Raw genomic sequence first — 23,580 nt, forward strand, 5'->3', positions numbered from 1 at the left:
CGTACTCCGGCGGTGGCGCTGCGGACCGCAGCGAGGCCATACCTTGTGCCTGACGAGGAGTTTAGACAAGGGCGCGGGAACTGGACGGTGGTGCTGCCGTCCAGCGTCCCGGGGAGGCGATTCAGGAGGCGTGCGGGTTGTCGTCCTGGGGTTCTTCGCTGTCTTGCTCTTGCCCCGGCAGTTCGGTGATCACGCTGAAGTCACTGACTTCCACCGCGCCCAGGCCGTAGCCCAGGAGGTGGAAGGAGAAGGCCTTGCGCGATTCCGGGTTGGCGAAGCTGAAGTCCATTTCCAGCGGCTGGTCGGGGGTGACCAGCATCTCTTCCGGCAGGCCCAGGGCCACGTCCTGCTCGCGCTCCTTGCCCTTGAGCAGGATGTAGGCGTTCTGCTGCGGGTCGGCCGAGCGCACGGTGAAGCGCACGCGGGTCAGCGAACCCTTGGGCATTTCCAGGTACTGCGCGCCGATCAGGTTGTCGGCCCAGTCATCCTTGATCTGCGCCTGCAGCGGGATGATCGCCGGGCTGCCGAACTGGTAGCGCAGGTTCAGCGGCGATTGCAGCAGGGTGCGGTCCAGGCCTTCGGCCCGGGCGCTGATCTGGCGCGCCCGCAGGCCGCCGTACTGGCCCTTGAAGGTGGCGCTGTCGGCGATGAAGCCGGTGCTTGAGTAGTAGCGGCAACGCTGCTGGAAATCGCACTCGGTCAGGGTGCCCTGGCCATCGTGATAACGCAGCTTGCCGTTGGTGTAGGACATGATCTCCCGGCCCAGGGCGTAGTCGCGAAATAGCGAGCGACCGCTGAGGCTGTCCGGCACCTGGAAGCCGAAGTAGTCGAGCACCGAGGCGCTCAGGTCGACATGACCGTAGGTCCCGGACTTGAGTTTGGGCAACTGCGCCTGCTCCGGGGCGAGCATCAGGTTGAAGCCCCAGGACGAGGCCAGGCGCACGCCATCGATGCCGTGGGACTCGTCCGAGGTGATCACCACCAGGGTGTCCTTGAGCACGCCCTGGCGCTCCAGCTGGTCCATGAACTCACCGATGGCATCGTCCAGGTAGGCCACCGCGGCCTGCTTGGGCGTGTCGAAGCGGTTGAGGTAGTCCTCGGGCGCGGAGTAGGGCTGGTGGGTGCCGACGGTCAGCAGGGTGAGCATCCACGGCTGCTTCTGTTTTTTCAGCTGGCCGACATAGTCCAGCGCGCCTTCGAAGAAAGCCTTGTCGTCCTTGCCCCAGGGGAAGTCCAGGTAGTTGGCGTTGCTGAACCACTCCAGGCCGTGGGTCGAGTCGAAGCCGATGTGCGGCATGATCTTGTCTTTGGCCATGAAGCGCAGGCCGGCGCCTTGCAGGTAATGGGTATTGAACCCCTGCTTGCGCAGCTGCGCCGGTAGGCAGGCCTGGTTGCGCTGGCTCTGGGTCAGCAGCTCGATGCCCTTGGGCGTACCGTTGTCGAGCTTGTCGTAGTCGCCGCAGAGCATGGCGTACAGGCCGCGGATGGTCTGGTGGCTGTGCAGTACGTAGTCCGGGGTGTTCATGCCGCGTTCGGCCCAGGCGCTGAGCTTGGGCATCAGGTTGTCCTGGTAGCGGCTGTGCAGGGCCTCGCGGTTGGTCTTGATATAGGCCCCGGGAATGCCTTCCAGGGTGATCACCAGCACGTTGCGCGCCTGGCCCGGGGCGGCCAGCAGCGGCTCGCCGTCGAGGTCGAGCTGGGTCAGGCCGGCCATCTGCACCGGCAGTTCGGGCACATCGCCTTCCAGCCATTGCTCCAGCTGTACCTGGCCCTGGCCGGCGGCGGCCGCGATCAACTGGTGCGGCAGGTTGAACAGGCGCCATTGATCGGCTTCGCTGGGGTTCAGGTATTGCACGCCGCCATGGGCCAGCCACAGCAGCGCCGGGGCGGTCCAGGCATGGCGCGGCAAGCGCGGGGCGCGGGTGCCGCGGGCCGCCCATTGCACGCCCAGCCACAACGCCAGCCCGGACAGCAACGCCGCCGCCAGCCAGGGATGGGCCAGGCCGCCGCCGGTGGAGTTGCCGACGAACTGCGGGTCGAACAGGTAATGCAGGTCGGAGGCATTGGGCAGGCGGCCCACGGCGCTGACCAGCTCGGCGCTGGCGATGCTCAGCAGGCTCCACACCAGCAGCACCGGCAGGGCCAGCCACCAGGGCCGGCGGTACAGCAGCAGGGTCAACAGGCCCGCGGTGCCCAGGTCGGAGAGATAGCCCAGGGGATCGGACCAGCCGAGCAGCGCGCGCGCCACCAGGGGCACGAGCAGCACCAGGCTCAGCAGTGCGCCGAGGGGGGCCAGGGGATGATGGAAAACACGCCGGATGAAATTCACGAAAAACCTGCCAGTCATTAAATCTTCACGCAAATGTGCGCCATGGTAACAACAGCCGGCGGCAAGACGTTTCTTATTCGAGAAGGAAATAAGCTCCCGGGTCGCTGGCGAAACGGCCCGGGGTGCTGCAGGACGGTGGCTTGAAGCCCGTATTCAGGCGCCTGGCGGCGGGGCCAGGGAAGGGCGGATAGCGCTTGGATTTACTATTTCAGAGTGTTTAAAGACGCGCGGCTCCAGGATTCAGCGCGACCACTTGATGATCAGCCGGGCGAAAAAAGCGCCGCTGACGATCACCGCGAACAGCCGCAGGGTCTGCATGGCCAGTACCAGGCCGACGTCGGAGTGGGTGTCCACCGCGATGATCGTCATGGCGTCCAGGCCACCGGGGCTGGTGGCGAGGTAGACCGAGAGGAAATCCTTGTCCAGCCAGTGCGCCAGCAGCCAGGCCGACAGCGCGCAGAGGGCGATCAGCAGTACCGCGCCGAAGATCATCGCCGGCAGGCGGGCCCAGACGTAGCGCACGGTCGGCCGGTCGAAGCGCAGGCCGATGTAGCAGCCGATGGCGCCATAGGCCAGGGCCAGCAGCCAGCCGGGCAGGGTGATGTGCAGCAGCCCGGAGATCTGCAAGGCGCCGCCGATCAGCAGCGGTACCAGCAGGGCCCCGGCCGGCACCCGTGAGCCGAGCAGCACGCCGAGCACGATGGTGCCCAGGGTCAGGCCGAGGTTGAGCAGGGTGAAGGTCTGCAGGACCACCTCGGTGCTGTGGGCCTGGCTGCCGCCGGCCGGTACGCCGATCCAGTGGCCGGCCAGGGCGCCGATCATCACCACGCAGACCACTCGCACGTACTGCATGGTGGCCACCACCCGCGAGTCGGCGCCGAAGTCGTCGGCCATCGCGACCATGGCCGAGGCCGCCCCCGGCGCGGTGCCCCAGGCCGCGGTGCTGGGTGGCAGGCCGCCGAGGCGCACCAGCGCCAGGCCGACCAAGGCACTGAGGCAGACGGTGAGCACGGTGGCGAACAGCATCACATGCCAGGACTGGGCCATCGAGGCCAGCACGGCCATGGTCATGGAGTGGGCGGCCAGGACCCCGACCGAACCCTGGCCGAGGCGAAAGGCCTGGCGTGGCACGCGGATGCTGGCACCGCTGACGCCGAAACCGATGGCCACCAGCATCGGCCCGAGAAACTGCCCGGCGGGCACCTCGAAGTGGTTCAGCAACTGCCCGGCGCTGCCGGCGAGGATCAGCAGCGCCAGCCATTGCAGGGCAAGGGGCCAGGCGGACAGGGACAAAGGCGAGGGACGAGGCAAGGGCATTCTCCAGCGCGCTGGCCGTTCCTGTTGCGGGACCGTTGCTACCAGCGCTTCGGAGCAAATTATTGATAGCGCAATTGATCAAGTCCAGTTTCTAATTGTGATCAACCAATAACTCTGGTTTATCGATTATGGACCTGCGCGACCTGACCTATTTCGAAACCATCGCCGAGCTCGGCCACCTCGGGCGCGCGGCGCAGAAGCTCAATCGCAGCCAGCCGGCGCTGACCAAGAGCATCCAGCGCCTGGAGGAGTCCTTCGGCACCAAGCTGTTCGAGCGTGACGGGCGGCGGATCAAGCTGACGGCGGTGGGCCAGTTGCTGCAACAGCGCGCCCGGCAGTTGCAGCAGAACATCGCCGAGACCCATCGCGAGGTGCGCGATTTTGCCAGCGGCGTGCTCGGCAATATTCGCCTGGGCTGTGCCGCCAGCATGGCCGAGCACTTGCTGCCGCAAATGACCGCGACCCTGCTGGAGCGCGCCCCGGACATCACCCTGAACCTGGTGATCGGCCAGGACGACGTGCTCCGCGAGTCCCTGCGTTCGGGGCGCCTGGACATGGTGATTTGCCCGCTGTCCGAGGGTGACCCGCACCTGAGCCATCACACCCTGTTCGAAGACCAGGCCGTGGTGGTGGCCAGCCGCGACCATCCGGTGTTCGACACGCCGATGCGCCTGCAAGACCTGTGCGACTACCGTTGGGTACTGCCGGGAACCGGGGTCTCGGCCCGCCGCTGGATCGACAACGTGTTCCAGAGCCACCAACTGCCACTACCGTCGGTGCAGATCGAGACCAACACCATTTCCCTGCTGCCGCGGCTGATCGCCAAGACCAGGCTGCTGAGCTTCCTGGCCCGGGAAACCCTGGACGACTTCAAGGGCATCGCCCACCTGCGGGAAGTGCCGCTGGCGCAAACCCGCATGCACCGCAGCATCGTGGTACTGGTACGGACCGAAGGTTACCTGTCGCCGGCGGCCCAGCTTCTTTTGGATTTGCTCAAGCGCGATGGGCGGCAGTTTTTCACCGCGGGGTAAACGGCGGCGTGCCTCCGTAGGAGCAGCCGGTCGACGCTCGATTGCTCGCGATAGCCGGCAAGGCCGGTGCAATTGAACGCTGCTGGTCGTTCAGTGTGCTGGGCTTTGCGTCAGCGAGGCGGGAATGTCCCGCATGGCGTGCAGGACGCGCCACACGTCAATGTGGTCGTCGTGCCGGGTGTAGAACACCAGATAGGGATAGCGACTCAATGGCCAGTAGAGAAGCCCTGGCAAATCGAGCTCATGGGTGTAGCGGGAAAGGCCTGAGGCCGGATGCCGGGCGATATGCGCATAGGCGGCTTGCAGGTCGTCGATGAAGCCCAGGGCCGCCTGCTCGGCCTGTTGAGCCAGGTAGTAATCGATAGCGTCTTCTACATCCTGATTGGCCAGGGCCCTTGGAATGACCCGCTGTGCCTTCATTCCTTACGGACCCTGTCGCGAAGGGCGTCGAAGTAACGATCATCCACAGGAGCGCCAGGCGCCGATTCAGCACCCGCCAGCAGCAGACCGCGCAGGTGCTGTCGATCCTGATCCTTGCGGATCAGCTCCCGTACATACTCGCTGCTGGTGCTGTAGCCCCGCTGGCTGACCTGATCGTCGACGAAGGCCTTGAGGGCTTCTGGCAGGGAAATGTTCATGGTGCTCATGGTTTTGTCCACTGTTGACAAAATTTGCCAAAGTATACGCCGCTAACCTGGCCTTGCCACAGCCGATGAGGGGTGATGCTAGGGTGCCCGATTGCGCCGAACCGCGTCGGCGGGATGCTGCAATGGTTTGGCTGTGCAGGAGCCGGCCGGTGGGCCTCTTCGCCGGCAAGCCGGCTCCTGCGGGGGGATGGTAGTGGTGAGGGGAGGGCTTACTCGCCGCGAATGTACTGTTCCAGCTGGCGGATCAGGTCGGCCTGTTCGGCGATGGCTTCCTTGACCAGGTCGCCGATCGACAGCAGGCCCAGCAACTGGCCGTCTTCCACCACCGGCAGGTGCCGCAGGTGGCTGTCGGTCATGATACCCATGCAGGTCTCCACGCTCTGGTGCGAGTCCACGGTGATCACCGGCGAGCTCATGATCGCGCTGACCGGCGTGCCCACCGAGGAGCGGCCGTGCAGCACTAGTTTGCGCGCGTAGTCGCGTTCGCTGATGACCCCGACCACTTCGCCGTTCTGCATCACGGGCAGGGCGCCGACGTTCTTCTCGGCCATCAGCATCAGTGCTTCGAGCACCATCTGGTGGGGCGCGATGGTGTGCACTTGCTGGTTGTGCTTGGCCTTCAACTTCAGTACTTCAGCGACGCTCTTCATGGGGCGCTCCTGTTGTTTTGCCCAAGGCGGCCTGGCGCCGCCCCGAGGGGGTCTCTACAGAATCGTAGAGAGTGAACGAAGGGGCAAGGTTGAAAGCGGCACCCACAGAAGGAAAAACGCCACTGAATCGTTTCTTCCCGGAAAACGCCCCATTACCGGGCGCGCCCTGTAGCCGCTGCCGAGCCTGCGAGGCTGCGACAAGGCCCGCAGGGCCTTCATGGGTCTTGAGATCGTTGCGTCCCTTCGGGCCGATCGCAGCCTGCGGCAGCGGCTACATGAAACCTGGCAGCGGCCCTGTAGCCGCTGCCGAGCCGGCGAGGCTGCGATAAGGCCCGCAGGGCCTTCATGGGTCTTGAGATCGTTGCGCCCCTTCGGGTCGATCGCAGCCTGCGGCAGCGGCTACAGGGTTTTGTGTGGGGGCTAAAAGCAAAAAAGGCGCCCGAGGAGGGCGCCAAGGAGTCACCTGAACCGAGGGAGCCAGGCGAGCCCGTTCGCAGGGGTGTCGCGGTGGTAAGGCGCGACTGAACGGAAGAGGGCAGCGGCGCCCGCCGCGATGGCGGGCGCGGAGGGTGTCATTTGCCGAGCTTGATCCGCGTCCAGCCACGGTTCATCACGCGCTGGATGGCGATCGGCTGGTCGGGCACCGCGTACAGGGTGGCGAGCACGGCCTGCGGCGGGTACGAGGCCGGGTCGTTGCGGATGGCTTCGTCCACCAGCGGCGTGGCGGCGGCGTTGGCGTTGCTGTAGCCGAGGCTGTTGGTGACCTCGGCGATGATGTCCGGGCGCATCAGGAAGTTCATGAACAGGTAGGCGTTGTCGACGTTGGCCGCGTCCTTGGGCATGGCCATCATGTCGTAGAAGCTGCCGGCGCCTTCCTTGGGAATGCTGAAGGCGACCTTTTCCTTGTTGCCGGCCTCTTCGGCGCGCGAGCGGGCCTGCAGCACGTCGCCGGAGTAACCCACGGCCACGCAGATATTGCCGTTGGCCAGGTCGGAGATGTACTTGGAGGAATGGAAGTAGGTCACCGAAGGACGGATCTTCATGAACAGCGCCTCGGCCTCGAGGATCTGCGCCTTGTCCTTGCTGGTCACCGGGTAGCCCAGGTAGTGCAGGGCGGCGGGGAGCATTTCCGTCGGTGAGTCGAGGAAGCTGATGCCGCAAGCCTTGAGCTTCTCGGCGTTCTCCGGCTTGAACAGCAGGTCCCAGGAGTTGGTCGGCGCGTCGCTACCGAGCACCGCCTTGACCTTGTCCGGGTTGTAGCCGATGCCGATCGAGCCCCACATGTACGGGAAGGCGTGGGCGTTGTCCGGGTCGCTGGCGGCGACGTTCTGCAGCAGCACCGGGTTGAGGTTCTTCCAGTTCGGCAGCCGCGACTTGTCCAGTGCCTGGTAGACCCCGGCCTTGATCTGCTTGGCCATAAAGCTGTTGGACGGAACCACGATGTCATAGCCGGACTTGCCGGTGAGCAGGCGCGCTTCCAGGGTTTCGTTGCTGTCGAAGACATCGTAGATGACATGGATGCCGGTCTCGGCCTCGAACTTCTTCAGGGTGTCCGGGGCGATATAGTCCGACCAGTTGTAGACACGCAGCTCCTTGTCGCTGGCTTGAGCGCCGGTCACCATCGTGCCCATCAAGGACAGGGTCAGCATGGTTTTGGCGAACAGTGTCCTGCCAAGCATTTTCATCACTACAACTCCATTTCTTATTGTGCAGAATTGCTGCATTCGCAATGCGGTGTGTCAGGGTGGGCGCCATCGCCAGCAAGCTGGCTCCTACAGGGACGGTGCATGTCTGTAGGAGCGAGCTTGCTGGCGATCCAGGCGCCGGCGTGTGTCGTGAACGCGATGGCCTAGGCCGTCGCAGGCGCTGGTGCAGCAGGTTTGCTGGCGGCCGCTGGCTGCCAGGATTCGTTGGCGGTGTAGTCCATGGCTTCCTGGATCGCCCGCTTGCGGGCCGCTTCGGCGCGTCGGCCGAAGTACCAGACCAGGAAGGTTACCAGCGACACCGCCAGCAGGATCAGGCTGGCCACGGCGTTGATCTCCGGCTTCACCCCCAGGCGCACCGCCGAGAACACTTCCATCGGCAAGGTGGTGGAACCCGGGCCGGAGACGAAGCTCGCCAGCACCAGGTCGTCCAGGGACAGGGCGAAGGACATCATGCCGCCCGCCGCCAGCGACGGCGCGATCATCGGGATGGTGATCAGGAAAAACACCTTCCACGGCCGCGCACCCAGGTCCATGGCCGCCTCTTCGATGGACAGGTCCAGCTCACGCAAGCGCGCGGAGACTACCACGGCCACATAGGCCGCGCAGAATGTGGTGTGGGCGATCCAGATGGTGACGATGCCACGCTCCTGCGGCCAGCCGATCATCTGCGCCATGGCCACGAACAGCAGCAACAGCGACAGGCCGGTGATCACCTCCGGCATCACCAGCGGCGCGGTGACCAGGCCGCCGAACAGGGTGCGGCCCTTGAAGCGGGTGACCCGGGTCAGCACGAAGGCCGCCAGGGTGCCCAGGGCCACCGCGGCGATCGCGGTGTAGCAGGCGATCTCCAGGGAGCGCACCACCGAGCCCATCAACTGCTGGTTATCCAGCAGGCCGACGTACCACTTCACCGACCAGCCGCCCCAGACCGTCACCAGCTTGGAAGCGTTGAACGAGTAGATCACCAGGATCAGCATTGGCAGGTAAATGAACACCAGGCCGAGCACCAGCATCAGGCTGGAAAATCCGCAACGTTTCATGCCCGTCCCTCCATCTCTTTGGCCTGGCTGCGGTTGAACAGCAGGATCGGAATAATCAGGATCGCCAGCATCACCACCGCCAGGGCGGAGGCCACCGGCCAGTCGCGGTTGTTGAAGAACTCCTGCCACAGCACGCGGCCGATCATCAGGGTCTCCGGGCCGCCCAGCAGCTCGGGAATCACGAACTCGCCGACCACTGGAATGAACACCAGCATGCAACCGGCAATGATGCCGTTCTTGGCCAAGGGCACGGTGATTTTCCAGAAATTGTTGAAGTTGCTCGAACCCAGGTCCGACGCCGCTTCCAGCAGGCTCTGGTCGTGCTTGACCAGGTTGGCGTACAGCGGCAGCACCATGAACGGCAAATACGCGTACACCACCCCGATATAGACCGCGGTGTTGGTGTTGAGGATCTCGATCGGCTCCGAGGTCAGGCCGCTCCACATCAGGAAACCGTTGAGCAGGCCGTTGTTGCTGAGGATGCCCATCCAGGCATAGACGCGGATCAGGATCGCGGTCCAGGTCGGCATCATGATCAGCAGCAGCAAGACGTTCTGGGTTTCCTTGCTGGCCTTGGTGATCGTGTAGGCCATGGGGAAGCCGATCACCAGACACATCAGGGTGCTGAGCAGGGCGACCTTCAGCGAGCCGAGGTAGGCCGAGATGTACAGCTCGTCACCCACCAGCAGCGCGTAGTTGCCGACATTGAGCAGCAGCTGGAATTTCTGTTCGGCGAAGCTGTAGATCTCCGAGTAGGGCGGAATGGCCAGGGCCGCTTCCGAGAAGCTGATCTTCATCACCAGGAAAAACGGCAGCATGAAGAACAGGAACAGCCAGAGGAAGGGAATGCCGATCACCAGCTTGCGACCGCTGGGCAGCACACGGGACAAACGCTGATTGAGAGTCATGCTGGAGGTATTCATGCGCGCAGTACCACGCCGCTGTCGTCTTCCCACCAGACGTACACCTGGTCGTCCCAGGTCGGCCGCGCGCCGCGGCGTTCGGCGTTGGCCATGAACGACTGGACGATCTTGCCGCCGGGCAGTTCGACGTAGAACACCGAATGCCCGCCGAGGTAGGCGATGTCATGCACCTTGCCCCGGGACCAGTTATAGCGGTGCTCGGGCTGGTTGGTGCTGACCAGCATCTTTTCCGGGCGGATGGCGTAGGTCACCGACTTGTCCTGCACCGAGGTGCTGACGCCGTGGCCGACGTAGATCTGCTGTTCCAGCTCCGGGCAGTGGATTACCGCGTGGCCTTCCAGGTCTTCGATGACGGTGCCGTCGAAGGCGTTCACGTTGCCGATGAACTCGCAGACCATGCGGCTGACTGGGGCTTCGTAGATGTCGATCGGGCTGCCGATCTGGGCGATCCAGCCCAGGTGCATGATGGCGATGCGCTGGGCCATGGTCATGGCCTCTTCCTGGTCGTGGGTCACCATCACGCAGGTCACGCCGACGCGCTCGATGATCTCCACCAGTTCCAGCTGCATTTGCGAGCGCAGCTTTTTATCCAGGGCGCCCATGGGTTCGTCGAGCAGCAGCAGCTTCGGCCGCTTGGCCAGGGAGCGGGCCAGGGCCACGCGCTGGCGCTGGCCGCCGGACAGCTGGTGCGGCTTGCGCCTGGCGTACTGGGTCATGTGCACCAGGCGCAGCATCTCTTCCACCCGTGCGTCGATCTCGCTGGCCGGCAGGCGGTCCTGCTTGAGGCCGAAGGCGATGTTCTGCGCCACGGTCATGTGCGGGAACAGCGCGTAGGACTGGAACATCATGTTGATCGGCCGTTCATAGGGCGGCATGTCGGTGATGTCCACGCCGTCCAGGTAGATACGCCCCTCCGTCGGCCGCTCGAAGCCTGCCAGCATGCGCAGCAGGGTGGACTTGCCGGAACCCGAGCCACCGAGCAGGGCGAAGATCTCGCCCTGGTGAATGTCCAGGGACACATCGTCCACGGCCACGGTTTCATCGAACTTCTTGGTCACGCGGTCGACTCTCACCAGCACCTTCTGCGGTTGCGGGTGACCTTCCAGAGCCTTTCTGTACGTGCTGGAGGCGTTTGCCATGTGGAACTCCCAACAGATGTCAGTCGTCGGGCCAAAGCGGCCCGGCTTAATAGATGGATGACAAACCCGCGGGGGCGGGTTTATTCGGCGCTGCCGTCCTGGCGGCCTGACGCTGGTTCTTGTTGTTAAAAGCAGGTTCTCGTAGTGCTGGGTGTGGCTTGAACCGCCCCACGGCCCGGGGCGGGCGCACAAAGGCGCGCCGCCGCCGGCCGGGGGCGTGGCAGTCAATCTCGTGGGTGAGGCTTTTGGTCAGTGGCCGTTGCGCTGCGCCGCCCGTTGCCGGCAGGCATCGCCGAAGGCCTGGAAGATCCGCAGGTAGACCGGGTTCGACAGCACCTGCCATTCCGGATGCCACTGCACGCCCAGGGCAAAGGCCGTGCTGTGTTCCACCGACACGGCTTCGATCAGCCCGTCCGGTGCCAGCGCCTCGGCGCGCAGGCCGGGGGCCAGGCGGTCGATGCCTTGGCTGTGGATCGAGTTGACCTGGAATTCCCGGGGCAGGTCCAGGGCCTGGAACACGCCGCCCGCTTGCACCCTGACGGCATGGGCCGGGGCGTATTGCACGGCCAGGTCCGGGTGGTCGGCCTCGCGGTGATCGAGGTAGCCCGGCAACTCATGCACCTTCTGGTGCAGGCTGCCGCCGAAGGCCACGTTCATTTCCTGGAAGCCGCGGCAGATGCCCAGCACCGGCACGCCGGCGGCAATCGCCGCGCGCAGCAGGGGCAGGGTGGTGGCATCGCGCTGGGGATCGTGGGCGGTGCCCGGTTCGCTGTCCGGGCCCTGATAGTGGAAGGGCTCCACATTCGACGGCGAGCCGGTGAACAGCAGGCCGTCCAGGTTCTGCAGCAGAGCCTCGGTATCGATGAGGTCCGCCAGGGAAGGAATGATCAGGGGCAGGCCCTCGGCCGCGCTGCTGACAGCACGCAAGTACTTGTCGCCGCTGACGTGGTAGGGGTGCAGCCCGATCTCTTTGACGCACGCAGTAACGCCGATCAATGGCTTGAATGCCATTTTTATCACCTCGAAATTCACGCTGGAACGAGTTTTTCCAGAGCTTATCCTCGTTGATTTTAATTAACAACTTTCGTGTAAAAAATTCTAAACGCAGTTCGTCGGATATTCGGTATCTATGGGTCTATTGCCTGCTTGAGCGGCCATATAGGGCAAAATATTTAACGCTGTGGGCCCCGTGTTCGCTATTGACTTCACTTTTCCTTTCGGATTGACTGCTGCCACGAAACCGCTTTGAACATAATAATTAACACATAGGTGCATCATGTCGGTCCCACTGCGTGCCGTTCAGCTCAACGAAGCCAACGCCTTCCTGAAGAACCATCCCGAGATCCTCTACGTCGACCTGCTGATTGCAGACATGAACGGCGTGGTGCGCGGCAAGCGCATCGAACGTACCGCCCTGCACAAGGTGTACGAGAAGGGCATCAACCTGCCGGCCTCGCTGTTCGCCCTGGATATCAACGGCTCCACCGTGGAAAGCACCGGCCTGGGCCTGGACATCGGCGACGCCGACCGCATCTGCTACCCGATCCCTGGCACCCTGAGCGTCGAGCCTTGGCAGAAGCGCCCGACCGCGCAACTGCTGATGACCATGCACGAGATCGAAGGCCAGCCGTTCTTCGCCGACCCGCGGGAAGTGCTGCGCCAAGTCGTTGCCAAGTTCGACGAGCTGGGCCTGACCATCTGCGCGGCCTTCGAGCTGGAGTTCTACCTGATCGACCAGGACAACGTGAACGGTCGCCCGCAGTCGCCACGTTCGCCGATTTCCGGCAAGCGTCCGCAGTCGACCCAGGTCTACCTGATCGACGACCTGGACGAATATGTCGACTGCCTGCAAGACATCCTCGAAGGCGCGAAAGAGCAGGGCATCCCCGCCGATGCCATCGTCAAGGAAAGCGCCCCGGCGCAGTTCGAAGTCAACCTGCACCACGTCTCCGACCCGATCAAAGCCTGCGACTACGCGGTGCTGCTCAAGCGTCTGGTGAAGAACATCGCCTACGACCATGAGATGGACACCACCTTCATGGCCAAGCCGTACCCGGGCCAGGCCGGCAACGGCCTGCACGTGCACATCTCGATTCTCGACAAGCAAGGCAACAACATCTTCGCCAGCGACGACCCGGAAACCAACGACGCCCTGCGCCACGCCATCGGCGGCGTGCTGGAAACCCTGCCGGCGCAGATGGCCTTCCTCTGCCCGAACGTCAACTCCTACCGCCGCTTCGGCGCGCAGTTCTACGTGCCGAACTCGCCGAGCTGGGGCATCGACAACCGTACCGTGGCCGTGCGCGTGCCGACCGGTTCTTCCGACGCCGTACGCATCGAACACCGTGTCGCCGGCGCCGACGCCAACCCCTATCTGCTGATGGCTTCGGTACTGGCCGGTATTCACCACGGCCTGACCAACCAGATCGAGCCCGGCGCGCCGGTGGAAGGCAACTCCTACGAGCAGAACGAGCAGAGCCTGCCGAGCAACCTGCGCGACGCCCTGCGCGTGCTCGACGACAGCGAGGTGATGGCCAAGTACATCGACCCGATGTACATCGACGTGTTCGTCGCCTGTAAGGAGAGCGAGCTGGCCGAGTTCGAAAACTCGATCTCCGACCTCGAATACAACTGGTACCTGCACACGGTCTGATGGCCGTTCCTTTTCCTGCGTTGAGTATTTGCCATGACTAAATCCCGCAGCGACTGGGAGCAGCGCTTCCAGTCCTTGACCCTCGAAGGGCGCGCCTTTATCGACGGCCAGTATTGCCACGCCGCCAGCGCGGCCACCTTCGAGTGCATCAGCCCGGTGGACGGGCGCTTTTTGGCCAACGTTGCCAGCACCGACGAGGCCGACGCCAACCGGGCGGTGCAGGTGGCACGCCAGGCGTTCGAGTCCGGCGTGTGGTCGCGCAAGGCCCCGGCCGAGCGCAAGCGCGTGCTGATCCGCTTCGCCGATTTGATCCTCGAGCACCAGGAAGAACTGGCGCTCCTGGAAACCCTGGACATGGGCAAGCCCATCGGCGATGCCCTGAGCATCGACGTGCCGGCCACCGCCAACGCGATCCGCTGGAACGCCGAGGCCATCGACAAGATCTACGACGAAGTCGCGGCCACGCCCCACGATCAACTGGGCCTGGTGACTCGCGAAGCCTCCGGCGTGGTGGCGGCCATCGTGCCGTGGAACTTCCCGCTGATCATGGCCAGCTGGAAATTCGCCCCGGCCCTGGCGGCGGGCAACTCGTTCATCCTCAAGCCTTCGGAAAAGTCGCCGCTGACCGCGATCCGCATCGCCCAGCTGGCGCTGGATGCCGGCATCCCCAAGGGCGTGTTCAACGTGCTGCCGGGCTACGGCCACACCGTGGGCAAGGCCCTGGCCCTGCATATGGAGGTGGACGTGCTGGCGTTCACCGGCTCCACCGCGGTGGGCAAGCAACTGCTGGTGTATTCCGGGCAGAGCAACATGAAGCGGGTGTGGCTGGAGGCGGGCGGCAAGAGCCCCAACGTGGTATTCGCCGACGCGCCGGACCTGCGCGCCGCGGCAGAAGCGGCGGCCAGCGCCATAGCCTTCAACCAGGGCGAAGTCTGCACCGCCGGTTCGCGCCTGTTGGTGGAACGCTCGATCCGCGAGCAATTCATTCCGCTGCTGGTGGAGGCCCTCAAGGCCTGGAAACCCGGGCATGCCCTGGACCCTGCGACCCGCGTCGGCGCGCTGGTGGATCAGCGTCAGCTGGAGAACGTGCTGCGTTACATCGGCATCGGCAAGGAGCAGGGCGGTCAACTGCTGGCCGGCGGCGCGCGGACCCTGGAAAGCACCGGCGGCCTGTATGTCGAGCCGACCATTTTCGACGGCGTGACCAACGCCATGACCATCGCCCGCGAAGAGATCTTCGGCCCGGTGCTGTCGGTGATCAGCTTCGACACCGAGGAAGAGGCGCTGACGATCGCCAACGACAGCATTTTCGGCCTCGCCGCCGGGGTCTGGACCAGCAACCTCAGCCGCGCCCACCGCTTCGCCCGTGGCCTGCGCGCCGGCAGCGTGTGGGTCAACCAGTACGACGGCGGCGACATGACCGCGCCGTTCGGCGGCTTCAAACAGTCGGGCAATGGTCGCGACAAGTCGCTGCATGCCTTCGACAAGTACACCGAGCTGAAAGCGACCTGGATCAAGCTCTAACACCTATAACAACGGCGGGGCGGGCTACGACCCGCACCTGCTGGGGAACTTCATGATGCAAACCTACGTAAACAGCTACTACGCCGCGACCCGCAACCAGACCGCCGACTTTCCTGTATTGGAAGAAATGGTCGACTGCGACGTCTGCGTGATCGGCGCCGGCTACACCGGCCTGTCCTCGGCGCTGTTCCTCGCCGAGGCGGGCTACAGCGTCACCGTGCTCGAAGCGGCCAAGGTCGGCTTCGGCGCCAGCGGGCGCAACGGCGGGCAACTGGTCAACTCCTACAGCCGCGATGTCGACGTGATCGAGTCGCGCTACGGCGAAAAAAGCGCCGAAGTGCTGGGCAGCATGATCTTCGAAGGCGCCGACATCATTCGCCAGCGCATCCAGCACTACGACATCCAGTGCGACTACCGCCCGGGCGGGATCTTCGCCGCCATGAACAAGAAGCAGCTCAAGGGCCTGGCCGAACAGAAGGCCAGCTGGGAGCGCTACGGCAATAACAACCTGAAGCTGCTGGACCAGGCGCAGATCGCCCGGGAAGTCGGTTCCGACGCCTACGTCGGCGGCCTGCTGGACATGCAGGGCGGGCACATTCACCCGCTGAACCTGGCCCTGGGCGAAGCCAGCGCCATCATCGGCCTGGGCGGCAAGATCTTCGAGCAGTCGGCGGCGCTGGAAATCACCTACGGCGAACCGAATATCGTGCGCACCGCCAAGGGCGTGGTGCGCGCCAAGTACCTGTTGATCGCCGGCAACGCCTACCTGCAGCAGGACCTCGACCCACGGGTGACCCGCAAGAGCATGCCGTGCGGCTCGCAGATCGTGGTCACCGAACCGCTGTCGGAAAAAGTCGCCCGCAGCCTGATCCGCAACAACTACTGCGTCGAAGACTGCAACTACCTGCTGGACTACTACCGCCTCACCGCCGACAACCGCCTGCTGTACGGCGGCGGCGTGGTCTACGGTGCCCGCGAGCCGAACGACATCGAGCAACTGATCCGGCCGAAGATCCTCAAGACCTTCCCCCAGCTCAAGGACGTGAAGATCGACTACCGCTGGACCGGCAACTTCCTGCTGACCATGTCGCGCATGCCGCAATTCGGCCGCATCGAAAAGAACGCCTACTACATGCAGGGCTACAGCGGCCACGGCGTCACCTGCTCACACCTGGCCGGCAAACTGATCGCCGAAATGATCCGTGGCGACGCCGAACGCTTCGACGCCTTCGCCTCGCTGCCGCACATGCCGATGATCGGCGGCCGCACCTTCCAGGCCCCGCTGACCGCCATGGGCGCCGCGTACTACGCACTGCGCGATCGTTTCGGTATCTGATCGCGACCCTGTTCCTGCGTTTGCCCGCGTTCGCGCGGGCTTTTTTCCAGCCGAATTCGCCGCCGCAACCGCTTCACCTGTAGCCGCTGCCGCAGGCTGCGATAAGGGCCGTAGGCCCTTCCAGCGCCGGAAAAAAACACCGCCGGTTTTCAACGCCTGGCACCGCCCACGGCAAGGCCGGTCACCCGCGTCGCCCACCGCTACAGCTCCACCCACAAACGTGATTTAATAGCCGCCTTTCAGGTTCCGGGGCCACTGGATCGGCGAACTTCGCAACTAAAAGTCACCGGCCGCACTCCAACGCGCAACACCCTCACGTACACCTCACACAAGGCTGCTATGGACACGGGCACTCGACTCAAACTCGTTCGCGAAAGCTACAAACTGTCCCAGCGCGAGCTGGCCCGACGCAGCGGCGTGACCAACGCCACCATCTCCCTGATCGAACAGAACCGCGTCAGCCCCTCCGTCAGCTCCCTGAAAAAGCTGCTCGAAGGCATCCCCATGTCCCTGGCCGACTTCTTCACCTTCGACCAGCCCCCGCGCGAACACCAATACGTCTTCCGCGCCAACGAACAACCCGACCTCGGCCGCGACGGCGCCCGCCTGCTGCTGATCGGCGCCGCCCTGCCAACACGCCAGATGCGCTTTCTGCGCGAACAATACGCACCGGGCGCCAGCTCCGGCGACGAGCCGATCGTGCACAGCGAGGGGGAGGAGTGCGGCCTTGTCACCCGTGGCACCGTGGAACTGACGGTGGACGGGCAGGTGAGCGTGCTGAACCCAGGGGATGGGTATTATTTTCCGACCACCTTGCCGCATAAGTTTCGGAATATTGGGCAGGATGAGGCGGAGATTATTAGTGCGAATACGCCGGCGAACTTCTGAAGCACTCTCTTAATCTTGAACGGCTATTGATAGCTGCTTACCCTCATCACTGCTGTGATTTACGGGGCACTCTTGAGCTATTTCTCGGTTCTTGAATGCTGATGAGTAATGTAGATATCTGATTGGTTGAGGAGCGTTCGCTGCCGGCCGATTCTGTTGAAAAAGTCGGCCATGGTTTGCGCATCAGAAAAGTACGCGTCCGAGATTGAAATCTTTACTTTTGGCAGGGCTTCCCGGACTCGGATTTCACGTAGCAGCGTGCAAAAAAGGCGTTTTCACCAGTCAATGATCAGGCAGTTTGGGCAGACCGACTTTTTCAACAGAATCGGCCAATAGCAGACGTTCATGAGCGACCGTTTGCGACCATACCTGTTAGGCAATCTGAGGACGTGAGTCGGAGGATATGTGCCAAGGCGCTGCAGACGTTATGGACATGTTTCTGCGTTTGAGTCCGGAACGGGCTGTAGAGCGTGCCGCCCGCTGGAAAATGTGCTTAGAACCTCGTCAAGGCTGATTGAACAGGCCTACGGATCACCCGAAAAGTAGGCTTGACAAAAGCTCGTGCCCTAATAAGATGGCGTCCTCTTTACGCGTTTTAGGAGCTTTCGAGCTCTAGTCCGGTGTATAGCCAGACTCTAATTTATTGAACGGTATTAGTTGCGACGAAGGCTCGCGTGGGCTTCACTCGTCGCACTCGTACCTCGCACTCCTCGCAAAGCCCACGCGAGCCTTCGCCGCTATATCTTGGTAAAGAGAACCTCCTGGAGACGCAAACAAATGCCATGGACTAGGGTTGACTAAAGTGACTTTGAAGTTCGACGATAAAAGGCTCGAGTCGCTAGCGCATATTTCTCTCGAAAATTCCCGTATCGTCCTGACTCATCCAATCCTTTTTCTCTGCGGCGGCCAGGTCGACATTAAATCGCCTGCGCCGATCTCTGTTAGAGGGGCGCTTGTTGAGTATTTGCATAAAGCCCAATGTCATCTCGCGGACAGTATTACTCTTGCTGAAGACTTTAAAGACTGGATTCATGATGCTGTTTATAAAGATCTCTTGGCCTTTGAGAGTGACATTGCTCACATATCGTCCCTGATAGTTATAATTCTCGAAAGTCCAGGTGCGCTAGCTGAGCTGGGGCTGTTCGTGAAAAACAAAGCGCTCAAAAATAAAATACTAGTTTTTGTAAGACAGGATCATTATGAGGAAAGCTCCTTCATAAGGCTTGGGCCGTTAAGATATCTACAAGGCGTAAAGGAAAGTAGCGTCTGCTCATATCCATGGGATAACGATGATCTGGCAGGAAGCCTTTCTACCTCATTGAAAGAAATGAGAGAGGATATTTTAGGTGCGATATCAAACCGAGATGGTTCAGAGGCGTTCAATATAGATAATGAGGGACATATCGCCTTTGTAATCTATGAGGTTGTGAAAGTTTTCAGGGCTTTAAAGTTCATGGAGATTGAAGCTTATCTTCAGGCTATCGATATTAATATTTCAAGAGATAAGCTCAAAAGGCTTCTTTTTCTTCTTGGTAAGTTCAACTTGATTGACAGTTCAAAGCGAGGGCATGTCGAGTATTATTATGTTACTCTCGATGTAGTTATGGTGGAGTTTGCGGGTAAATTTGAACCGACTAAGGTGAAGCTTGCAGCCCAGCAGTATTATGCAACTAATGATGGCGAGACAAAAAGAATGCATGTTATTCAGTCGGCCTACGCTAAAGCTGCTCCCGAGCCAGTCATCTTACCAGCGGGGGCGGATTGATGCTGATTTTAGAAGAGCTGGCAAGCAAGCTACTGATTAGCACAGCGGAATTAGTAACCTTTGTGAATACGGCGCCTTATCGATATAAGGTATATACAATCCCTAAAAGGAGCGGTCGAGGGGTAAGAATTATTGCGCAGCCTACAGAGGTGCTAAAAGTGATGCAGCGCATGGTTCTCGATAGCTACTTGAAAGGGCTTCCTGTCCATGATTGCGCCACAGCATATAGAGATGGAGTAAGTATCAAGGAGAATGCTACCGCGCACCTAGATAGCAAATATCTTTTAAAAATGGATTTTTCAGACTTTTTCCCTTCTATAAGCCCGAGCGACCTTATTTCGCACATAAAGAGACATAGAGGAAGTGTTTCTCGAGAAGATGCATATGCAGTAAAAAAGATCTTTTTCTGGGCTAGAAAGAAAGATCCTTTGCACAGACTTAGTATTGGGGCACCATCATCACCTTTTATATCGAACACCTTGATGTATGAATTTGACTGTAAGGTTTTCGATGAATGTGCTCGCATAGGTGTTAGATATACTCGGTATGCGGATGATCTTACATTTACTACTAATACTCAAGGCGTGTTGTTTGGGCTTCTCGATATAGTTAATAAGATCTGCGCCGAGCTCGCTTACCCAACTTTAAGAATAAATTCAGACAAGACTGTTTTTTCATCAAAAGGAAATAACCGTCATATCACTGGGCTTGTGCTGACAAATGACAACAAAGTATCGCTAGGTCGGGAGAGGAAAAGATACTTCAGGTCATTGATTCATAAGTATTCACTTGGCGAATTGTCTGGTGAAGATATCTATGCACTCAAAGGGCGGCTGGCATTCGCGAAGCATGTGGAACCAACATTTTATAGTGCCGTGATTCAGAAGTACGGTGCCGAACTCATCGCCTCAATTATGGTATTTCAAATCTTAGAGTAGGGCATTTGTCCCAGATTTTGACTTGTCCACAAATAATCCTTAGTTACAATTCTCAATCGCTAAAACTTAATGTGATAGGTCGCAGCAGAGCTGCGTTAGCGTGAAGCCGGGATCATTGCCTGCGGGTCGATTGCGGTCTGATGCTGCCGATTGAATCCACAATCCATAGAGTTGGTCGCTAATGTAGTGATTGGCCTATGGCTTCTTAGACTGAAACCAAGCGGTTATATAGTTCGCGCCGATTGCCCCAACTATAGCTGGGAACATTACGGTCCACAGTGAATTATTACGTTGGGCGTGCTCAATCATTTCTTCTGTCATTGTCCCTCTGTCTTTAAGAAAGCTAAATATCGAAGAAAATTCCGTCATCATACCTAAAACTAAAGTGGCCTCAACAATCAAGATGATACCTGTTAAAAGCGAGGTGAGTCTCCAAGGCTCATGCCCTTTAATCAGCGTAAGTATAAGGAATGCTGGGGCCACACCCATTACCACGCCAAAAATTAGCGGAAAATCTTCCATCTCAAACCTCAATTAAATCTAAGTCTGCGTAATTATATCATCAAGGATAAGTTCGAGGAGTATTCACTACCTCATATCTTTCGGCTAGTAGGCAGTGTCTAGTGAGAGTCTGCTTCTGGCCGACCCCTGCCGGTGTTGACAGGCTGGAGTCGGCCAGAGCGGAAGCTCACGAGTGGCTAGCCCCAATCAAAAAGTCGATAAGGAGGCCTATGAAGCTAAGGGTCGAAGCAACTGAACAAACACGTAAAATTAAGCCGCATACGGTAACCAGCGCAGACCAAAAAATTAAAACATACCAGCTTTAATAAGTGCCTTAATTAACTCCTTAACCACTTCCAGCGATAGAAATTTTGCACCACTTGCAACCCAGCCAATTGCCTTTACTTCTGGAGTCTGACTATTTAAAAACGACTCAATCACCCCGTAGAGCTCATGAAAGCCATGAATCAAATCTGCGCTGTCTAAATTAGCAACAGAAATATCAGAAAGCCCTTCCTGAGTCGCCTTACAGAATACAACGCACGGTTTGCGAGCCGCTTCAGCGCCTAAGGCAGCGAGCAATACAGAATTAAAACTTGAAAGCACCTGATCATTTCCTGAGTGCAAATAGAAAATACTTAGGTCTTTCCCAGAAAGTCTATCCAGCTGAGTAAACACCCCTTCACTTTTTAAAACTCTCTTAAAATCGCGATCCTGAAAGTCATAAAAAATGAAAGCGATAGACTTCGCTCTGCCTTTTTCGACATGATTAATAGCGATTTTTTCAAATTCGGCTAAAAAAGTTTTAACGCTATGGCCAATACCGTTGCCAGACCCCTGCTCATAAATTGGTATCATAAATCCGTCCCTACGTGGTTTTTATCTATTCCGTATTTTACTAGTTCAGCTTCCGCACACCAATGGGTGCAGTTTTATGAATAACATGAAAAGAAGATTTCTTGAATGCCTATGATGATTTTTCCGACTGCAGCTACCAGAAACGATGACCAGGCCTATGTCTCCACTTTCGTCTCAGGTGTAGTCTTGGTGTTTTTTTAACAAAATTAATCGCTCTTGGATTCATAGGCGTCTTCGAATGATCGATTTTGGCCGAAAGTAGCCATTCACAAGCTGATCACGGCATATTTTTGAAACGATAAACCGAACAATCTTCCACCTAAAAACTGTCCTCAAGCGAATACCGCTTCTATAGTTCAGCACGTCATTGCTGACTGATGACTGGTCATCGCGGGCCAAAAACTATGTGCATAGCGCCTCATCCATCAACTGACTCCCTGCTTGGTTGCGGGGTGGGGCAGGGCTTAAATACTCATGGAGATTCACCAATGACCCGCACAGAAATTTGCAACCTCGTTCCACTCACCCGCAACGACACCGACCACCCCGTCCTCTACCTGGATGGCAACGCCTCACTCTCCGATCTCTACACCTGCGCCCAACAACGTATCGGCGCTGCCCGCAATCTGCTGGAAATCCTCGACTGTGCTTCCGGCACTCAAGATGTCGCCCAGATCCGCTTTGCCATCGGCCTGCTGCTCAGCGACGGCTGCGATCTGCTGCGTACCTTGGGCGATAAGTCTCAGGCGCTGAACGCTTAATCTCGACAACCAACGGCCGGGCAGCGCAAGCCCGGTCGTTTATCCAGGCGGCGAAAACCAGCAGAGCCCAGCCGGTGTGCAGGGCTCTTTCTCGGCTTATCGGTAGGCGATGCGCACTGTCCGGTTCAGGCAATCAACTCGACTTTACCGGTGGCAAGGCGGTAGATGCCGCCTACGATTTTCAACCTGCCTTTGTCGAGCGCATCGGTGAGCAGTGGCGTGGCCTGTTTAAGGCTGGCGACCGAGTCCTTGATGTTTTGCACCGTGGCATTTTCCATAAGAGCCCCGGGTTGCTTGAGCACTTTCTCGATAGAAGGCTTGAGTGCATCGGTCAGTTTCTGGATATGCCCAGGAAAAACGGCGTGGTCTTTTACGGCTTTTATGCCGGCCTCGATGGCGCCGCAACTCTCATGCCCCAGTACGAGAATAAGCGGGGCGCCGAGTACCGCGACGGCGTATTCGAGGCTGGCCAGGCCTTCGCCGGTTACGAAGTTGCCCGCAACGCGTATGGCGAAAAGATCGCCTCGGGCTGTGTCGAAAGCGTATTCGGGAGCGATCCGCGAGTCGGAGCAACTGAGCACCGCCACGAACGGGTTTTGCCCGGAAACCAGGGCTTCGCGCTCGTCCTTGAAATCGTGGGTCTTTGAGTTTCCGCTGACATAACGCTCATTACCTTCGATCAGCCTTTGCAGTGCCTGGTCGGGGCTGATGGCGTTCTGTGGTTTGGGCGGCGCGGCGGTTTTTTCGGCGGCATGGACCAGCCTGTCTGGCAGTACGCCGGCTATCAGCAGGGCGCCTGCCCCCAGTCCGGCGAAGCGAAGAAAACGACGACGATCGTGGGTGTTTGCGGCGGAGTTTGAATCACATGATTCACACATGATTTTGTGTTCTCGGGTCGACTCGGTGGGAATGACTGCCGTTGGGGGCCAGGAACCTTCGGCCCTGGAGTGTTGGAGTCTAGACGGTGCGGTGTGGGTCGTTGTATCCGCCTTTGAATGCGGCCAGTTGGGGCAACATCACCTACCCACAGATCGCCGCACAGTCGGGCCTGAGATCAGGCTAAGTGAAACCCTGGCAATCTACTGCTCGCTCAAAACAAAAAGGCCCCGACAAGTCGGGGCCTTTTGCTTCAAGCCGCTGCAACCCGCTCAGTTAGTACAAGTAAGCCGTGAATACTTCGGCGGATCGAGCAGGATCCCCGGGGTCATGAAGGTCGAGCAGTTGAAGACGCGGCCCTTGGCGGTGGTGGCTTTGAAGGTCAGTTCCGAGCCGCCGAGGAAGTCTTCCTTGCCTTTGGTGACGGGGCCCATGGTGAGTTCGTCGGTGGAGGCCAGGCCGATCGTTTCCGCGGTGACTTTGTGTATTTGCAAGACATTGGGGTTGGTCGAGCAACCGGCCAAGGTAGCCGCCAGAAGCAGTAACGCGGGGGCAAAGAGGTAGTTTTTGTTCATGGCATATCTTCCTTAATAGTGTTTCGCCCTGGTTATCAGCGATCCTCAACGGGGCACGTCAGAAAACGTGGAGTCAGGGAATCTGGCACGGCCGGCCCCTGTTAAATCTGACTCAATAGGGGG

22 protein-coding genes are annotated in these 23,580 nt (G+C 60.0%); 8 read left to right on the top strand and 14 right to left on the bottom strand.

Annotated features, from left to right (window positions below):
* Nucleotides 1–121 precede the first annotated feature (121 nt).
* Nucleotides 122–2,329: an LTA synthase family protein gene (locus CXQ81_RS13480; protein ID WP_371860885.1), complete on the bottom strand. Its 2,208-nt coding sequence runs from the start codon at nt 2,327–2,329 to the stop codon at nt 122–124.
* Between the two features lie 240 nt (nt 2,330–2,569).
* Entirely contained in the window at nt 2,570–3,646 is a 1,077-nt protein-coding gene (locus tag CXQ81_RS13485; RefSeq protein ID WP_101337458.1) for an AbrB family transcriptional regulator, read from the bottom strand.
* Nucleotides 3,647–3,774: 128 nt separating this feature from the next.
* Here CXQ81_RS13485 and CXQ81_RS13490 point away from each other — a divergent pair, with 128 nt between their 5' ends.
* Nucleotides 3,775–4,677 carry a LysR family transcriptional regulator gene (locus CXQ81_RS13490; RefSeq protein ID WP_101337459.1) on the top strand — a complete coding sequence of 301 codons (903 nt, stop codon included), beginning with the start codon at nt 3,775–3,777 and terminating at the stop codon, nt 4,675–4,677.
* A gap of 90 nt (nt 4,678–4,767) precedes the next feature.
* Here CXQ81_RS13490 and CXQ81_RS13495 read toward each other — a convergent pair whose 3' ends face one another.
* From CXQ81_RS13495 to CXQ81_RS13530, 8 genes are all read right to left on the bottom strand, one after another.
* On the bottom strand, nt 4,768–5,097 hold the full coding sequence (locus CXQ81_RS13495) for a type II toxin-antitoxin system RelE/ParE family toxin (protein ID WP_087088248.1): 330 nt from the start codon (nt 5,095–5,097) through the stop codon (nt 4,768–4,770).
* Entirely contained in the window at nt 5,094–5,324 is a 231-nt protein-coding gene (locus CXQ81_RS13500) for a type II toxin-antitoxin system ParD family antitoxin (protein WP_007930895.1), read from the bottom strand. Before CXQ81_RS13500 ends, CXQ81_RS13495 begins: the two co-directional genes overlap by 4 nt.
* 209 nt (nt 5,325–5,533) lie before the next feature.
* On the bottom strand, nt 5,534–5,974 hold the full coding sequence (locus CXQ81_RS13505) for a CBS domain-containing protein (RefSeq protein ID WP_007930897.1): 441 nt from the start codon (nt 5,972–5,974) through the stop codon (nt 5,534–5,536).
* A gap of 572 nt (nt 5,975–6,546) precedes the next feature.
* A complete protein-coding gene (locus CXQ81_RS13510) occupies nt 6,547–7,659 on the bottom strand; it encodes a polyamine ABC transporter substrate-binding protein (RefSeq protein WP_101337460.1) in 1,113 nt (370 codons plus the stop codon).
* Nucleotides 7,660–7,823: 164 nt separating this feature from the next.
* On the bottom strand, nt 7,824–8,720 hold the full coding sequence (locus CXQ81_RS13515; protein ID WP_101337461.1) for an ABC transporter permease subunit: 897 nt from the start codon (nt 8,718–8,720) through the stop codon (nt 7,824–7,826).
* Nucleotides 8,717–9,598, bottom strand: a complete 882-nt coding sequence (locus CXQ81_RS13520; protein WP_178081100.1) for an ABC transporter permease subunit — start codon at nt 9,596–9,598, stop codon at nt 8,717–8,719. Before CXQ81_RS13520 ends, CXQ81_RS13515 begins: the two co-directional genes overlap by 4 nt.
* Before the next feature lie 41 nt (nt 9,599–9,639).
* On the bottom strand, nt 9,640–10,782 hold the full coding sequence (locus tag CXQ81_RS13525) for an ABC transporter ATP-binding protein (protein ID WP_087088242.1): 1,143 nt from the start codon (nt 10,780–10,782) through the stop codon (nt 9,640–9,642).
* Between the two features lie 249 nt (nt 10,783–11,031).
* Nucleotides 11,032–11,793, bottom strand: coding sequence for a gamma-glutamyl-gamma-aminobutyrate hydrolase family protein (locus CXQ81_RS13530; protein WP_101337463.1), 762 nt, complete (start codon nt 11,791–11,793; stop codon nt 11,032–11,034).
* A 265-nt stretch (nt 11,794–12,058) separates the two neighbouring features.
* Between CXQ81_RS13530 and CXQ81_RS13540 the strand changes: the two genes are divergently transcribed.
* The 6 genes from CXQ81_RS13540 to CXQ81_RS13565 all read left to right on the top strand — a co-directional run bounded on the left by CXQ81_RS13540 (nt 12,059) and on the right by CXQ81_RS13565 (nt 19,886).
* Complete coding sequence (locus CXQ81_RS13540) at nt 12,059–13,435, top strand: glutamine synthetase family protein (protein WP_007922908.1); 1,377 nt, start codon at nt 12,059–12,061, stop codon at nt 13,433–13,435.
* Between the two features lie 33 nt (nt 13,436–13,468).
* Nucleotides 13,469–14,959: an aldehyde dehydrogenase gene (locus CXQ81_RS13545; RefSeq protein WP_101337465.1), complete on the top strand. Its 1,491-nt coding sequence runs from the start codon at nt 13,469–13,471 to the stop codon at nt 14,957–14,959.
* 52 nt (nt 14,960–15,011) lie between these two features.
* Nucleotides 15,012–16,295, top strand: a complete 1,284-nt coding sequence (locus tag CXQ81_RS13550; protein ID WP_101337466.1) for an FAD-binding oxidoreductase — start codon at nt 15,012–15,014, stop codon at nt 16,293–16,295.
* 339 nt (nt 16,296–16,634) lie between these two features.
* Entirely contained in the window at nt 16,635–17,183 is a 549-nt protein-coding gene (locus tag CXQ81_RS13555; RefSeq protein WP_009043206.1) for a cupin domain-containing protein, read from the top strand.
* Between the two features lie 802 nt (nt 17,184–17,985).
* Nucleotides 17,986–18,948, top strand: a complete 963-nt coding sequence (locus tag CXQ81_RS13560) for a retron St85 family effector protein (RefSeq protein WP_256593483.1) — start codon at nt 17,986–17,988, stop codon at nt 18,946–18,948.
* A complete protein-coding gene (locus CXQ81_RS13565) occupies nt 18,948–19,886 on the top strand; it encodes a retron St85 family RNA-directed DNA polymerase (RefSeq protein WP_101337468.1) in 939 nt (312 codons plus the stop codon). Before CXQ81_RS13560 ends, CXQ81_RS13565 begins: the two co-directional genes overlap by 1 nt.
* Before the next feature lie 195 nt (nt 19,887–20,081).
* On the opposite strand, the gene CXQ81_RS13570 is transcribed toward CXQ81_RS13565, so the two are convergent.
* Both CXQ81_RS13570 and CXQ81_RS31050 read right to left on the bottom strand, forming a co-directional pair.
* Nucleotides 20,082–20,408: a hypothetical protein gene (locus CXQ81_RS13570; protein ID WP_101337469.1), complete on the bottom strand. Its 327-nt coding sequence runs from the start codon at nt 20,406–20,408 to the stop codon at nt 20,082–20,084.
* Between the two features lie 285 nt (nt 20,409–20,693).
* The gene (locus tag CXQ81_RS31050) at nt 20,694–21,245 is read right to left on the bottom strand and encodes a hypothetical protein (RefSeq protein WP_146021813.1); all 552 of its coding nucleotides are present in this window, start codon (nt 21,243–21,245) and stop codon (nt 20,694–20,696) included.
* A 488-nt stretch (nt 21,246–21,733) separates the two neighbouring features.
* Here CXQ81_RS31050 and CXQ81_RS13575 point away from each other — a divergent pair, with 488 nt between their 5' ends.
* The gene (locus CXQ81_RS13575) at nt 21,734–22,006 is read left to right on the top strand and encodes a hypothetical protein (RefSeq protein WP_101337470.1); all 273 of its coding nucleotides are present in this window, start codon (nt 21,734–21,736) and stop codon (nt 22,004–22,006) included.
* Between the two features lie 125 nt (nt 22,007–22,131).
* Here the strand turns inward: CXQ81_RS13575 and CXQ81_RS13580 are convergent, their stop codons facing one another.
* Together CXQ81_RS13580 and CXQ81_RS13585 are read right to left on the bottom strand one after the other, a co-directional pair.
* Entirely contained in the window at nt 22,132–22,884 is a 753-nt protein-coding gene (locus tag CXQ81_RS13580; RefSeq protein WP_101337471.1) for a carbonic anhydrase, read from the bottom strand.
* A gap of 270 nt (nt 22,885–23,154) precedes the next feature.
* Complete coding sequence (locus tag CXQ81_RS13585) at nt 23,155–23,457, bottom strand: hypothetical protein (protein ID WP_053260562.1); 303 nt, start codon at nt 23,455–23,457, stop codon at nt 23,155–23,157.
* Between the last annotated feature and the right edge of the window lie 123 nt (nt 23,458–23,580).

This window comes from Pseudomonas sp. 09C 129 (assembly GCF_002843625.1).
In the GTDB taxonomy this organism is placed as follows: domain Bacteria; phylum Pseudomonadota; class Gammaproteobacteria; order Pseudomonadales; family Pseudomonadaceae; genus Aquipseudomonas; species Aquipseudomonas chlororaphis.

Coding starts and splice junctions, on each gene's coding strand:
- CXQ81_RS13485 (WP_101337458.1), bottom strand. CDS start 3,646: ATGCCCTTGCCTCGTCCCTCGCCTTTGTCCCTGTCCGCCTGGCCCCTT.
- CXQ81_RS13490 (WP_101337459.1), top strand. CDS start 3,775: ATGGACCTGCGCGACCTGACCTATTTCGAAACCATCGCCGAGCTCGGC.
- CXQ81_RS13495 (WP_087088248.1), bottom strand. CDS start 5,097: ATGAAGGCACAGCGGGTCATTCCAAGGGCCCTGGCCAATCAGGATGTA.
- CXQ81_RS13500 (WP_007930895.1), bottom strand. CDS start 5,324: ATGAGCACCATGAACATTTCCCTGCCAGAAGCCCTCAAGGCCTTCGTC.
- CXQ81_RS13505 (WP_007930897.1), bottom strand. CDS start 5,974: ATGAAGAGCGTCGCTGAAGTACTGAAGTTGAAGGCCAAGCACAACCAG.
- CXQ81_RS13510 (WP_101337460.1), bottom strand. CDS start 7,659: ATGAAAATGCTTGGCAGGACACTGTTCGCCAAAACCATGCTGACCCTG.
- CXQ81_RS13515 (WP_101337461.1), bottom strand. CDS start 8,720: ATGAAACGTTGCGGATTTTCCAGCCTGATGCTGGTGCTCGGCCTGGTG.
- CXQ81_RS13525 (WP_087088242.1), bottom strand. CDS start 10,782: ATGGCAAACGCCTCCAGCACGTACAGAAAGGCTCTGGAAGGTCACCCG.
- CXQ81_RS13530 (WP_101337463.1), bottom strand. CDS start 11,793: ATGGCATTCAAGCCATTGATCGGCGTTACTGCGTGCGTCAAAGAGATC.
- CXQ81_RS13540 (WP_007922908.1), top strand. CDS start 12,059: ATGTCGGTCCCACTGCGTGCCGTTCAGCTCAACGAAGCCAACGCCTTC.
- CXQ81_RS13545 (WP_101337465.1), top strand. CDS start 13,469: ATGACTAAATCCCGCAGCGACTGGGAGCAGCGCTTCCAGTCCTTGACC.
- CXQ81_RS13550 (WP_101337466.1), top strand. CDS start 15,012: ATGATGCAAACCTACGTAAACAGCTACTACGCCGCGACCCGCAACCAG.
- CXQ81_RS13555 (WP_009043206.1), top strand. CDS start 16,635: ATGGACACGGGCACTCGACTCAAACTCGTTCGCGAAAGCTACAAACTG.
- CXQ81_RS13565 (WP_101337468.1), top strand. CDS start 18,948: ATGCTGATTTTAGAAGAGCTGGCAAGCAAGCTACTGATTAGCACAGCG.
- CXQ81_RS13570 (WP_101337469.1), bottom strand. CDS start 20,408: ATGGAAGATTTTCCGCTAATTTTTGGCGTGGTAATGGGTGTGGCCCCA.
- CXQ81_RS31050 (WP_146021813.1), bottom strand. CDS start 21,245: ATGATACCAATTTATGAGCAGGGGTCTGGCAACGGTATTGGCCATAGC.
- CXQ81_RS13575 (WP_101337470.1), top strand. CDS start 21,734: ATGACCCGCACAGAAATTTGCAACCTCGTTCCACTCACCCGCAACGAC.
- CXQ81_RS13580 (WP_101337471.1), bottom strand. CDS start 22,884: ATGTGTGAATCATGTGATTCAAACTCCGCCGCAAACACCCACGATCGT.
- CXQ81_RS13585 (WP_053260562.1), bottom strand. CDS start 23,457: ATGAACAAAAACTACCTCTTTGCCCCCGCGTTACTGCTTCTGGCGGCT.